The organism is Phaeobacter sp. CAU 1743, from assembly GCF_039839315.1.
In the GTDB taxonomy this organism is placed as follows: domain Bacteria; phylum Pseudomonadota; class Alphaproteobacteria; order Rhodobacterales; family Rhodobacteraceae; genus Phycobacter; species Phycobacter gallaeciensis_A.
The window spans coordinates 79,550-92,633 of the sequence record NZ_JBDOQR010000003.1; the positions used below are offsets into that span (position 1 = coordinate 79,550).

Consider the following 13,084-nt stretch of genomic DNA (forward strand, 5'->3'; position numbering starts at 1 on the left):
TGAGGTCCACTGTCCCGGCGCCGTCGCGCCCTGAGGGCCACCGCGGATGAGCGACTGGCTGATCTCGCTGGAGGGCACCGAGGCGGGCCACCAGGCTGCACTAATGCTGGCCTTGATGGCGGCTTTCCTGCACGCGGTCTTTGGTGCACTTCAAAAAGGGCGACACGATCCCTGGCTGTCACGCGGGGCGATTGACGCCTCCTACGGGCTGATGGCAGCGCCGTTCGCGCTTTTCGTCGTGCCCTGGCCCGAGCCGCATATGTGGCCGATCTTCGCCGTGGTCTGGGTCATTCACGTCGCCTACAAGGTGCTGCAAGCGCTGGCCTATACCAAGGGCAGCTACACGGTGGTTTATCCGGTGGTCCGAGGCACTGGCCCGCTATTCACCGTCATCGGCGCCTATTACCTGTTTTCCGAGACCTTCACGGTGATGCAATGGATGGGCGTTGCGGTGCTGCTCATGGGGATTTTTGGTTTGGCGGCCTATAACTACCGCTATCTGGAAACCAACCGCGACACGCTGATGGTGGCGCTGGGCCTTGCGGTTTTGACGGGGCTGTTTGTGGCACTTTATACCACCTATGACGCATATGGTATCCGCGCCACCGCGAACCCGTTCACCTTTCTGGCCTGGTTCTTCATGATCGACGCAATCGCCATGCCTCCGGTCGCCTACCTGCGCTGGCGCAAGATGGCAGAGCGCCCGGATCCGGGGCCGCTTTTGGTCCGGGGCGTCTTTGGCGGGCTGGTGGCCTTTGCCTCTTTCGGGGCGGTGATGCTGGCGACGCGGCTCGATAAGGTGGGCGAAGCGGCGGTGCTGCGGGAAACCTCGACCGTCTTTGCCGCGCTGATCGGCTGGCTGGTGCTGAAAGAAACCGTGGGGCCGCGGCGGATCGCGCTGATGTCCCTGATCGCGCTGGGCGCGGTGATTGTGGAAGTGGGCGGCTGACAAGGGCTGCCGGGAGACAACCGAACAGGAGCGCCAATGGCTGGCAAGAAAATCAATCCGATCCTGAAGATGGTGCTGGAGTTCGGCCCCATCGTGCTGTTTTTCATCGGTTACCTAAAGCTGAAGGATGAGATCTTTCTGATCGGGGGCGAGGAATACAAGGGTTTCATCCTGGTGACAGCTGCCTTTGTGCCGCTGATGATGATGTCGACCGCTGCCCTGTGGAAGCTGACCGGGCATCTGTCCAAGATGCAGCTGGCGACGCTGGTGCTGGTGGTGCTGTTCGGCGGGCTGTCGGTCTGGTTCAACGACGAGCGGTTCTTCAAGATGAAGCCGACGATGATCTACCTGTTGTTCGGCGGGCTGCTGGCCGTCGGGCTGATGCGCGGCGAAAGCTGGCTGAAGGTGGTGATGGAAGAGGTCATGCCGATGGAAGAGACGGGCTGGATGATCCTCACCCGGCGGATCTGCGGTTTTTTCCTGGGGCTCGCCGTGGCCAACGAGGTGATCTGGCGGTTCTTCACCACTGACACATGGGTCTATTTCAAGACCTTCGGCCTGCCGGTGGCGATGTTCCTGTTCTTCATGACCCAGGGGCCGCTGCTGCAAAAATACGGTCTTGAGGACGACGAAGAGGTCGAAGACCCTAAGGCGTAGATTTCCGGGGCGCAGGGCTCCCGCGCCTGTGTGGCGCATCAAGGATGCGCCACAAACAGCCTTGGGCCGGGCAGCGCGCAGGGCGCGCTGCGGTTGGCATCATGAAGGCGCTGTCAGCCCTTGCCGCCAAAGAGGATTTCCTGCGCCTTGCTGTCCGAGCGGTCGGCGCGCAGATCGGCGTGGAGGGCACGCCCTGCCACCAGGCCGGGGCGTTGCCACAGAAGGTCCAGCCAGCGGGCCAGATGCGGTTTGTCCTCAAGCGTCTGTTCCTGTCCTTCCCAGAGCGACGCCCAAGGCCAGATCGCCATATCGGCGATGGTGAATTCATCCCCCGCCACATATTCATTCTCGGCCAGCTGCCGGTCCAGCACGCCATAGATCCGGGCGACCTCGGACCTGTAGCGGTCCTTGGCATAGGGCAGGTCCTGGGGCGCGTATTTCAGGAAGTGATGCGCCTGACCAGCCATCGGGCCAACCCCGCCCATCTGCCACATTAGCCATTGATCCACCACTAGGCGCGTCCGTTCATCGGCGCCGTAGAAGCGTCCGGTCTTGCGCGCGAGATACTGCAGGATGGCGCCGCTTTCGAACAGGGAGAGGGGCGCATCTCCCGGGCCAGCGGGATCGACAATCGCGGGCATGCGGTTGTTGGGGGCGATCTTGAGGAAATCCGGCGCGAACTGATCGCCTTTGCCGATATTGATCAGATGCACCCGATAGGGGAGGCCCATTTCCTCAAGCGCGATGGAGACCTTCCAGCCGTTCGGCGTTGGCCAGTAGTAAAGATCGATCGGTTCCTGCAATGCCCTGTTCCCCTTGTTCCGGTGTCGCCTGCGATTGGATGCGCCATGTGATCATAGATCGCCCCGGGGCAGCAAGACGACCAGCGGCGCGCGCACAACTCTGTGATCGCAGGCGGCAGCTGTTGGGAGCAGAGGGAGGGGAGGAACGAAAGGCGCGGCACCTAAGAGGACGCCGCAATCAGGGCTTCCCCGGTCGGCTTGGGACGGCCGGGGAAGCTGCACGCGATGCTGCGCTACTGCGCGCCTTGGCGCAGGCCCAGGATCCGGCGCGCGGTGGCGGCATCGGCAACGCTGCGGCCATTCTGCTCACATAGCGCCACAACTCGCTGCACCAACGCCGCGTTCGAGGGGGCGAGGCGATCCTTGTCGAGCCGGATATTATCCTCGAGCCCGGTGCGGGCATGCCCGCCCGCGGCCACGGACCATTCGTTGAGAACGGATTGGTTTGCCCCGATCCCAGCCGCGCACCAGGGCGCGTCCGCGCCGAACAGGCGCTTTACCGTTTCGACGTAGAAATCGAACACCACCTTGTCCGCGGGCATGGCGTTCTTCACCCCCATGACAAACTGCACATAGGGCGTGTCCGTGATCTGCCCGGACGCATGCATCTGGGAGGCCTTCAGGATATGCGACAGATCAAAGGCCTCGATCTCGGGCTTGATCTGATAACTGCGCATTTCAGAGGCGAGCCAGTCGACCAGATCCGGCGGGTTTTCATAGACCCGGTTGGGAAAGTTGTTCGATCCCACCGACAAGGACGCCATGTCCGGTGCAAGCGGCAGCATGCCGCCGCGCGTCTTGCCCGCGCCGGACCGCCCGCCGGTGGAGAACTGAATGATCATCCCCGAGCAGTGTTTTTCGATACCTTCCTTCAGCGCTGCGAACTTGTCCGGATCGCTGGAGGGGGTTTCATCGTCGTTGCGCACATGGGCGTGCACGATGGCAGCGCCCGCTTCAAAAGCCTCATGGGTGCTTTCGATCTGTTCGCTGACGGTGATCGGCACGGCGGGATTGTTTTCCTTGCGTGGCAAGCTGCCGGTGATTGCCACGCAGATGATGCAGGGCGCCGTCATGATTTCGGCGCCAGCACGAAGTCGTGCAAGACCTCGTAATAGGGGCGGTCGAAACCGGCTGCGCTGATCCGGGCGGGATCTTCGATCAGATCGAACTTAGCCAGCAGGCTTTCCTTTACGCCAAAGACCGCATCGGAGTGGATATAGGGATCATCCGGGTCAAAGATATGGGTGATCAGCGTATCAAATCCGTCTGCCTCGAGGATGTAGTGCAGATGCGCGGGCCGGTAGGGGTGGCGCCCCAGTTGCGTCAGCATCTGCCCCACCGGGCCATCATCGGGGATCGGGTAGTATTTCGGTTTCACCCCTTTGAAATGATAGGTGCCATCGGCCCCGGTGCGGAAGACGCCGCGCAGGTTGAAATCGGGCTGAAGGCCCTTTTGCTGCACGTCGTAGAAACCTTCGTCATTGGCCTGCCAGACGTCAATCTTGGCATTGGCGATGGGTTGGCCATCGGTGCCGGTGATGCGGCCCTTGACCAGCATCGGCTCACCCTTCTGATCCAGGCAGATATCCGCGCCCATGGGCAGCTCCGGCGCGTCCTCGACGTGGAAGGGGCCGAGGACGGTGGATTCCGAGGCGCCGGAGGGTTTGCGGTTGTTGATCGCATCGACCAGCATGGAGACGCCCAGACTGTCGGACAGCAGGATGAACTCCTGCCGCCAGTCGTTGCAGGCGTGGCCCACCTTGGTCAGAAACTGGATCGCCTCGAACCATTCCTCCTGCGTTGGCTCGATCTCCTTCACGGCGGCATGCAGATGCTTTGTCACCACCGCCATGACCTCGGCGAGGCGTTCATTCTTGGCGTTGGCATTGCGGCTGATGACAACCTCGGCTGAGTTTTCTTCGGTGAAATACCCTTGTTCCTGATCGCTCATTGTCGCCTCCTATCGGGCCAGAATGGTTTTGAAGACGCGGGTCAGCTTGGCCTCGGCATTGTCGGGCGCGCCATCGTGACGCCAGCAGACATGCTGGTCGGGGCGGGTGATGATGCAGCCGCTATCGCCGACCTCGCGGGCGCGGGCCCAGTCGCCGGTGTAATCCATGTATTCCTGACGCGGGCCGATGACATGGGCGTTGAGCGTGATGCCGAACTCCTTTGCGATCTTGCTGGCCGCTTCGACCCAGGCTTCGCCGCCAAGGCCGGTAAAGATGGTGAAGGCACCGCCGCCCGCCAGATCAAGTGTGGAGTGTTTCTGCCCCGCCGCGTCGAACAACCAGGCATGGGGAATGCGTGCCCCGGGCCACGTGGTTGGCTGGTAGTGCAGGTCGGCATCCAGTTTGAAATCCGGCTCGATCTGACCATCGGTCACGGTCGCATCTGACCGGTAACGTTGGTTCATCTCGACACCATGGGCATCGAACTCGTACTTCTTGAAGGCGATGGCCTTGTTCAGCGCCTCGCGCTGGGCCTCGGCTTCGGGGGTGGAGTCACAGCGGGCGTCCATGTTGGCCTTGATCTTGGTAATGTCGGTGCCGCCGGTCATGCCAAGGGCCTCGAAGATGGGACCGAATTCGCCGATGGACTGGTTGGCGCGGGTGACGATCTGCTTGGCCACCGGCGCGCGCTCTTCGGAATAGGTTTCCAACAGCCGTTCCCCGGCCTGACCTTTGACCACGGCGGCAAGTTTCCACGCCAGGTTGAAGGCATCCTGGATCGATGTATTGGAGCCCAGACCGTTTGACGGCGGGTGGCGGTGGGCAGCGTCGCCCATGATAAAGACACGTCCGCGCGACATCTGGGTGGCGTAGGTGTCGTTCACCGTCCAAGTGTTGGCGCTGAGCAATTCGATCTCAAGCTCGGGATCGCCCACCAGCTGCCGGGCCACATCCGTCGCCATGGCCTCATCCACGTTGGGGGCGGGCTCGTTGATGTCATAGCCCCAGACGATCAGCCATTCGTTCCACGGGCGCACACAGCGCACCAGCCCCATGCCGATGCCGCCGACATCCGCGCCGGGCTGCATCACCCAGTAAAGGACCGAAGGACGATGGGCGACGTATTTGGACAGGTCAGCCCGGAACACGATGTTCATCGAGCCGCCGACGCCCATCTGGCCTTCGAAGGGCAGGTTTTCATTCTCGGCCACCAGAGAATTGCCACCATCGGCGCCGATCAGATATTTCGAGCGGATCGTCAACTCTTGCCCGGTCATCCGGTCATAGCAGGTGGTGGTGACACCTTCAGCGTCCTGCACGTGGCTTTTGTACTCGGTGCTCATCCGCGCCCGGGTGCCGCGTTTACAGGCGGTCTTGAACAGGATCGGCTCCATAAAGGTCTGCGGCAGATCGTTCATGAAGGTCGGCGAGGAGAGCATGTGCTCGGCCTTGGACAGGGGATGGGTGCCCCAGGATTTCATCCGGCCGATTTCCTCACCGGCGAGGCTTTCGCAGAAGACGTTCTCGCCCATGATGCTCTGGTCCATCGCGTTGAGGTAGACCTCGTCTTCGACCTCTTTGCCCAGATCGCGCAGGACCTCCATCGTGCGCTGGTTGGTGATGTGCGCGCGCGGGGTATTGGCTAGCCAGTGATAGCGATTGATCGCGACATTCTCGATGCCATAGCTCGACAACAGTGCCGCCGCGACCGACCCTGCAGGCCCGGTGCCGATGATCAGAACCTCTGTGGTGATGTCAGCCATGTTTATTCCTCCGATGGTGATAGTTTGCCGCCCCGAAGGGTTCGGCGAATTGGGAAAAGGTGCAGCCCTGTGCGCTCGGAGATCAGTCCCCAGAGCCCACGCGGGGCGATCAGCATGATGGCAATGGCCAGAAGGCCCAGCGTCAGCAGGTACCAGCTGCCGAAATCGGCCAGCAGGGATTGCAGCGCAAAGAAAATGAGAACGCCGAGGATCGGACCTTCGATGGTGCCGATGCCGCCGATCACCACGATGAACAGCACATAGGCGGTCCAGTCGGTGACGCTGAAGGCGGCCTCGGGCGAAATCCGGGCTTTTTGCAGGTAGATCAGCGCCCCGGTGAGGCCGGTGCCAAAGGCCGAGGTCAGGAACACCACCAGCTTCATGCGTCCGGCGTCGACGCCAACGGATTTGGCCGCTTCGGTGTTGTCACGCACCGCAGCGAGGGCCAGTCCGTTCTTGCTGCGCAGCAGCCAGTAGATGCCGCCAATCGTCGCCAGCGCCAGCACCAGCGCCAGCCAATAGGCGAGGATATCGCGCGCCGCAGCAGAGCGCACGTCCAGCACCTCTTCGATCATCTCGACCAGCCACATGTCGCGGGTGGCGCTGCGCGGCAGTGAGGTGCCGGTGCCGCCGCCAAGCGTCTTCCACTGGGCGACGGTGAGGCGGACAACCTCGGCGATCACCCATGTCCCAATGGCAAAGTAGGCGCCGTTCAGGCGGAAGGCGAAAAATGCGGTGGGCACGGCAATCACCAGCGCCGCGATGCCGCCCAGAAGGATGGCGGAAACCGGATCAAGTCCCCAAAGGATCACGCCGCCAAACAGCGCATAGGCGCCCATGCCGACGAATGCCTGCTGACCGATGCTGACGAGACCGCCATAGCCCGCCAGAAGGTTCCAGAACTGCGCCAGCACCAGCATCGTCAGGATGAAAAACATGTCCTGAATGGTTCCGCGCCCGGCAAAGAAGGGCAGGGCCGCCAGGGCTAGCGTGCCGCCAAGGCCAAGGATTGCCGCGATGCGCGAGACAGGGGTTCGGGTGGATACAGTATACGTCATGTCTGCCCTCTTTAGTCGTGTGCCCGGGGGAACAGCCCCCGCGGTTTGATCAGCAGCACCAGAAGGAAGGCGACATGCCCGGCCAGGATTTGCCATTCCGGGGTGATCGCGGCCCCGAGGGTCTGCGCCACCCCGATGATGATGCCGCCCGCCAGCGTGCCCCAGAGAGAGCCAAGCCCGCCGATGATCACCGCCTCGAAGGCATAGATCAGCCGGGCCGGTCCGATGTTGGGGTCGAAGTTGGCGCGCAGGCCCAGGTAAAGGGCGGCGATGGTCACGATGATCAATGCGATCCCGGTCGCGGTCGCAAAGATGTTTGCGGGCTTGATCCCCATCAGGCTGGCCGTGGTCGGATCATCCGAGGTGGCGCGGAAGGCGCGCCCCAGTTCGGTGCGGTAGAACAACTGGTTCAGCCCGACGATGACCAGAACGGCAGAGGCAAAGGTCAGCAGCGGCATCACGCCAAGCGAGATCGGCCCCATCTGCACCGATGCCGTGGTCAGCGCGTTGGGCGGCAGGCGCTGGCTGTCGGCGGAAAAGACTTCCAAGAGCGCGTTTTGCAGCGCAATCGACAGGCCAAAGGTGATCAGCAGCGGCGGCAGGATGTCATCCCCCAGCGTCCGGTTCAGCAGGAACTTCTGCAAGGCCCAGCCAAGGACGAACATCACCGGCATGGCAATGAGCAGCGCGAGAAAGGGAGAGATCCCGAGCAGCGTCACCAGCAACAGGATCAGGTAGGCACCCATCACGATCAGATCGCCATGCGCGAGGTTTACCAGCCGCATGATGCCGAACACCAGGCTCAGCCCGGCGGCAAAAAGGGCATAAAGGCCACCCAGAAGGATGCCTTGGATTATCGTGTCGATCCAGATCATACGGCTGCTCCGAAATAGGCGTCGTGGATGGCCTCGCGGCTGAGGCTCTCGGGGGTGCCGGACAGGGTGATGCGGCCTTCCATCATGCAGTAGACGCGGTCGGCGACGGCCATTGCCTGGGCGATGTCCTGTTCCACCACCACCAGCGAGGCGCCCGCCGCCTTGATCGCCGGGACGGCGGCGTAGATGTCCTTGATCACCACCGGGGCAAGGCCAAGGCTGATCTCATCACACAAGAGAACCCGCGGGTTGCTCATCAGGGCGCGGCCGATGGCGACCATCTGCTGCTGGCCACCTGACAGGGCCGTGCCGGGGCTGTTGCGGCGCTCCCGCAGGATGGGGAACAGGTCGTAGACGGTGTTCAGCGTCCAGTGGCCGCCTTTTTTGCGCCCGTAGGTCCCGATCAGGAGGTTCTCCTCGACCGAGAGAGAGGGGAACAGCTTGCGCCCCTCGGGCACCATGGCGACGCCCTGCGCCATGATTTCATCAGCGGGCTGCGCGCCAACGGGGCGGCCATCGTAGGTGACTGCCTCGGCTGCATTGCGCAGCACCCCGGCAATCGAGCGCATCAGCGTGGTCTTACCCGCGCCATTGGCGCCGATGATGGCCACGGTTTCCGCCTCTTCAAGGGTGATATCCACCCCGAACAGGGCCTGAAAATCACCGTAGTGGGCGGTCAGGTTATGGGTTTCCAGCAATGACATCAGACTTCGATCCCCAGATAGATTTGCTGCACTTCGCGGCTGGCCATGATGGCGTCGGGGTCACCCAGACCGATGACCTTGCCGAAATCGAGCACCAGCAGGCGCTCCACCACCGAGGTGAGCGCGTGCAGGACATGCTCGATCCAGATGATCGTCACGCCCTGCGCGTGGATGTCCCGGATGGTGCCGATCAGCGACTGGCACTCGGCCTCGGTCAGGCCGCCTGCGATTTCGTCCAGTAGCAACAGCTTGGGCTGGGTCGCCATGGCGCGGGCCAGTTCCAGACGCTTGCGCTCCAACAGCGACAACTGTCCGGCCGGGGTGTTGGCACGCCGGATCATCTCCGTGCGTTCCAGGATATCGGCGCAATCGTCCCGTACGGCGGCCTCACCCAGGCGGCGGCCATGGGTGGCGGCGACCAGAAGGTTTTCGTAGACGGTCAGTTTTTCGAACGGCTGCGGGATCTGGAAGGAACGCCCGATTCCCGCCATGCAGCGGTCCATTGCCGAGGTGCGGGTGACGTCGCGCCCTTCGAAATTGATGGTACCAGAATTGGCGGTCAGGTTGCCGGTGATCAGGTTGAACAGCGTCGATTTCCCGGCGCCATTGGGGCCGATGATACCCAGCGCCTGGCCCTGTGGCACCTCGAAGGTGACATCGTCGGTCACGGTCAGGGCGCCAAAGCTTTTTGAAACCGATTGGAGAGAGAGGATCGACATGAAAGGTCCTTTGCCAGTCCGCAGGACGGGGTGTGAAAAGGCCGGGGGAGGGCGCGGGTCCTACGTGCAGCAGGACCCGCAAGGGCAGGATGGGATCAGGAAATCTCTTCCATCTTGCCGCCGGTCGGGATCTCCGGGTGATCGGAGTTGTCCACCACCACGAGATCATAGCTGCCATCGTCCTGAAGCCGCCACTGACCGCCCACAAGCGGGGTCTTGGCGACATTCGCGGCGGCGAATGGCGGCAGGCCCTTGCCGTCGAATGCGATGCGTCCGACCATCGAATCCAGCTGCGTTGCGGCGATCGCGGCTGCAACTTCATCCGGGTCGCGGCTGTCTTCGACGCGACCCATGACACTGGCCGCCATTTCGAACAGCGCGTGCACGAAACCGATGGGCTGGGTCCACTGCTTGCCGGTCGCCTGGCTGTAGCCTGCGGCCAGATCGGCAGCGGATTGCCCGGTCAGGGAGGAAGAGAACGGATGGTTCGGTGACCACCAGACCTCGGAGGACAGGTTGTGCCCCTGATCGCCCAGAGCCTCGACCGCCTGCGGGAACAGGATGGCCTTGCCGATGCTTGCGGCCTTGGGGGTGAAGCCCTGCTGTTTGGCCTGTGTCCAGAAGGTGGTGAAATCCGGCGGGATCGGGACGCCGGTGACGATTTCGGCATTTGCCGCCTTGAAGGCATTGATCTGGGCGCTGAAGTCATCGGTGAGGTTCTGATAGCGGCCGGTGTCGGTCAGCTTATACCCTTGGGCGTCCAGCACTGGCGGGAAGCCCACGTTGGGATCGCCCCAGGCGTTGCCATCGCCATCGTTGGGGAAGATCGCACCAACCGATTTATTGGTGTCGAGTTGGTTCCACATCGCCGTGAAGGTGGAAATCACGTCTTCCAGTCCCCAGAAGAAATGGAAGCTGAAATCAAACGGCCGCCAGCTGCCGGGATCGCCCGGGTTGCCTTGCTGACCGATGAAATAGGGTTGCCACGGGGCCACGGTGGAGATCACCGGGATTTCCTCGGCCTCGCAGGTGGTGGCGACCGGATTGGTCGTCTCGGGGGTCGAGGCGACGAGCATCATGTCGATCTCGTCGTCGATGATCAGTTCCTTGGCGACCTCTGCGGCGCGGTTGGGGTTGGACTGGCTGTCCTTGACGATCACTTCGAAGTTGCTGCCTGCATCCGAGGCTAGAAAACCCTCGATGATGAACCGGTCGGCGTCAGAAAATGCGGCCAGCGGGCCGGATTGCGGGCTGACATAGCCCAGCCGGATCTTGGCATCCCGGGCCAGAACTGGTGCCGCCAGCCCCCCGGCAGCAAGCGTGAGGCCGGTGGCGGCGGTGGATTTGAGCAGTTTACGGCGTGTAATCATGATGTCCTCCCTGACGTCATCAAAAGTGTTCGCGAAGCCCCGGTTCAGTGGGCGGGTGGTGTTCCCGCCCAGGCCGCCTGCAGCAGCGCGCGGATATCGTCGCGCGTGACAGGCTGTGGATTGGGGTAGGGTTTGGTGGTGGCCAGTTCGGCTGCGCGGTCCAGGTCTTCCTCCTTCAGACCCAGATCGCGCAGCGCCAGCGGCCCCCCGAGTTTTTGTGCAAAGTCATACAAGGCGCGCCCGGCATTCTCGCCGCCCAGAAGATCGCAGATCGGCAGCAGTTCGGTCGCTGCCGCGCGGGCGTTATAGGCAATGGCATGGGGCAGAACGATTGCGTGGGTTTCGGCGTGGGGCAGGTCGAATGAGCCGCCCAGCGTGTGGCACAGCTTGTGATGCAGGGCCATGCCGACCTGGCCCAGCACCGTGCCACAGGCCCATGCGCCGCGCTGCGTCTCGGCGCGGGCTGCGAGATCCGCAGGCGCGGCCAGAACGCGGGGCAGGCCGTCGACGAAGGCCTTCAGCCCGTCGATGGCCAAATGCACCGTCTTTTCGGTGCGGTCGCGCGCATAAAGCGCCTCGGCTGCATGCGCCATGGCGTTAAGCGCCGAGGTCACGGTCATGGCAACCGGCAGCGTTGCGACGCGCTCGGGATCATAGAGGATGACTTCGGGCAGCACCTCGGGGTGGCTCAGCGTCGTCTTGATGCCGTTCTCGGTCTGACCGAGGATCGGCGTCGCTTCACTGCCGGCGTAGGTGGTCGGGATCACGATCTGCGGCAGGCCTGTGCGATAGGCGATTGCCTTGCCCAGCCCGATGGTCGAACCGCCGCCGATTGAGATGATGCAGTCCGCTGCGACCTCTTTGGCGTGGGCCATGGCCGCATTGGTGACGGTGACGGGGGTGTGCATCGCCGCCTGACAGAAAACGCCAGCGGCCAGTTCGCCCAGTGTTTCGGCCATTTCCAGCGCTGCGTCGGATTGCTGAGGGGTGGACAGAACCAGGGCGTTCTTCGCGCCCAGCCGCTGAGTCTCTGCGACAAGGATGTCCTTCACCCCAGCCTGGAATACAACGCGCACATCATCTGTTGCGGTTTCTGCCTCTTGTGTCATTTCAGACCTTTCTCCTCCGGTTGTGCCGGACGTTAAACCTCAGTGAATGGTCTGTTGATCGAGATTACGGCATTTAATATACCACGATGTTATGTACATCGATCCCAATCACCTGCGCATCCTGGCAGCGATCGTCGACTCGGGCGGGCTAAGTGAAGGCGCGGCCGCGCTAAACAAATCCCAGCCCAGCCTGTCGCGCACGGTTGCGATGCTGGAGTCGCGGCTCGGTTCACGATTATTTGAAAAGGGTATCCGGCCGCTGCGGCCGACCGAGCTGTGTATGTCGCTGGCCGAACAGGGCCGGGTGATCGGTCAGGCAAGTGAGGCGGCGCGCATCGCAGCCGAGCTTTATTCAGGGGGCAAGGCGGGCACCGCGCGGATCGCCGGGACGCCCATCTTCATGGATGGAGTGATCTCCTACATGATCGCGTCGTTCCAATCTGCTTTCCCGGATGTGGCGATCCAGCAAAGCTATGGCTATTTCGCGGAGCTGTCTGAACAGCTGAAGACGGGGAACATCGATCTGGCGATCTGCCCGATGCGCGGCGATGACATCCCGGAAGAGCTGTCGTTTGAACCGATCCTGCGTGGCCGCAACGTGATTGCCTGTGCGCCGTCGCACCCATTGGCGCGTAAATCCACGTTTCGATTGGAAGATATCGCCCAATACCCTTGGATCGCCCCCCCGGCGGGCAGCCCTCTTTATGCGGACCTGAAAAACGCGCTGGAGATCGTAGGCATCACCGATTTTCGCGTCAGTTTTACTGGCGGCTCGCTGGCGGCGATCCTGCGCATCATGTCCGGATCGGATGCGCTGACGGTGCTGCCTTATTCAGTGGTGTTCATGCAGCGACCGTCCAATATGGTCACAGCGCTGCCGGTGAAGCTTGAACACCCGGACCGGCAACTGGGTTTGCTCTGGCGCAACGACCGCCCGGTGCGCCCCGCAGTGTCCCGGTTTCAGAAGTTCCTCAAGGGTGAGTTTTCCGGTCTGGCCGACAGGATCGACGTTCGCGGCCGCGAAGCCGTCTGGAGACGGTGATACCTGCCTGTGTGGGCGGCACGCGAGTGCGAGGCCTGCTCAATCTGACGAGGGGCGGTGCATTTGGACTTGCGCAGTTGCGG

At 62.5% G+C, this 13,084-nt stretch carries 13 protein-coding genes; 3 read left to right on the forward strand and 10 right to left on the reverse strand.

Annotated features, from left to right (window positions below):
• The first annotated feature begins 46 nt into the window (after positions 1 to 46).
• Positions 47 to 949 carry an EamA family transporter gene (locus AAFO90_RS02100; RefSeq protein ID WP_274828302.1) on the forward strand — a complete coding sequence of 301 codons (903 nt, stop codon included), beginning with the start codon at positions 47 to 49 and terminating at the stop codon, positions 947 to 949.
• Between the two features lie 36 nt (positions 950 to 985).
• Complete coding sequence (locus AAFO90_RS02105; RefSeq protein ID WP_347508339.1) at positions 986 to 1,606, forward strand: inner membrane-spanning protein YciB; 621 nt, start codon at positions 986 to 988, stop codon at positions 1,604 to 1,606.
• A 113-nt stretch (positions 1,607 to 1,719) separates the two neighbouring features.
• Here the strand turns inward: AAFO90_RS02105 and AAFO90_RS02110 are convergent, their stop codons facing one another.
• The 10 genes from AAFO90_RS02110 to AAFO90_RS02155 form a co-directional block, all read right to left on the reverse strand.
• Positions 1,720 to 2,409 (reverse strand): glutathione S-transferase N-terminal domain-containing protein, encoded by a 690-nt coding sequence (locus AAFO90_RS02110; RefSeq protein WP_347508340.1) that lies wholly within the window; start codon positions 2,407 to 2,409, stop codon positions 1,720 to 1,722.
• Between the two features lie 233 nt (positions 2,410 to 2,642).
• Positions 2,643 to 3,482, reverse strand: coding sequence for a 3-keto-5-aminohexanoate cleavage protein (locus AAFO90_RS02115; protein ID WP_347508341.1), 840 nt, complete (start codon positions 3,480 to 3,482; stop codon positions 2,643 to 2,645).
• A complete protein-coding gene (locus AAFO90_RS02120) occupies positions 3,479 to 4,360 on the reverse strand; it encodes an intradiol ring-cleavage dioxygenase (RefSeq protein ID WP_347508342.1) in 882 nt (293 codons plus the stop codon). The genes AAFO90_RS02115 and AAFO90_RS02120 overlap by 4 nt, the downstream gene beginning before the upstream one ends.
• Positions 4,361 to 4,369: 9 nt before the next feature.
• Positions 4,370 to 6,124: an FAD-dependent monooxygenase gene (locus AAFO90_RS02125; RefSeq protein ID WP_347508343.1), complete on the reverse strand. Its 1,755-nt coding sequence runs from the start codon at positions 6,122 to 6,124 to the stop codon at positions 4,370 to 4,372.
• Between the two features lie 2 nt (positions 6,125 to 6,126).
• Positions 6,127 to 7,182 carry a branched-chain amino acid ABC transporter permease gene (locus AAFO90_RS02130; protein WP_347508344.1) on the reverse strand — a complete coding sequence of 352 codons (1,056 nt, stop codon included), beginning with the start codon at positions 7,180 to 7,182 and terminating at the stop codon, positions 6,127 to 6,129.
• 11 nt (positions 7,183 to 7,193) lie between these two features.
• A complete protein-coding gene (locus AAFO90_RS02135; RefSeq protein ID WP_347508345.1) occupies positions 7,194 to 8,057 on the reverse strand; it encodes a branched-chain amino acid ABC transporter permease in 864 nt (287 codons plus the stop codon).
• Complete coding sequence (locus tag AAFO90_RS02140) at positions 8,054 to 8,761, reverse strand: ABC transporter ATP-binding protein (RefSeq protein WP_347508346.1); 708 nt, start codon at positions 8,759 to 8,761, stop codon at positions 8,054 to 8,056. The genes AAFO90_RS02135 and AAFO90_RS02140 overlap by 4 nt, the downstream gene beginning before the upstream one ends.
• Entirely contained in the window at positions 8,761 to 9,480 is a 720-nt protein-coding gene (locus AAFO90_RS02145; protein ID WP_065270838.1) for an ABC transporter ATP-binding protein, read from the reverse strand. Before AAFO90_RS02145 ends, AAFO90_RS02140 begins: the two co-directional genes overlap by 1 nt.
• 95 nt (positions 9,481 to 9,575) lie before the next feature.
• Entirely contained in the window at positions 9,576 to 10,850 is a 1,275-nt protein-coding gene (locus AAFO90_RS02150) for an ABC transporter substrate-binding protein (protein WP_347508348.1), read from the reverse strand.
• A gap of 44 nt (positions 10,851 to 10,894) precedes the next feature.
• Positions 10,895 to 11,959 (reverse strand): maleylacetate reductase, encoded by a 1,065-nt coding sequence (locus AAFO90_RS02155; RefSeq protein ID WP_347508349.1) that lies wholly within the window; start codon positions 11,957 to 11,959, stop codon positions 10,895 to 10,897.
• A 91-nt stretch (positions 11,960 to 12,050) separates the two neighbouring features.
• Between AAFO90_RS02155 and AAFO90_RS02160 the strand changes: the two genes are divergently transcribed.
• A complete protein-coding gene (locus tag AAFO90_RS02160; protein ID WP_347508350.1) occupies positions 12,051 to 13,001 on the forward strand; it encodes a LysR family transcriptional regulator in 951 nt (316 codons plus the stop codon).
• Positions 13,002 to 13,084: the final 83 nt, after the last annotated feature.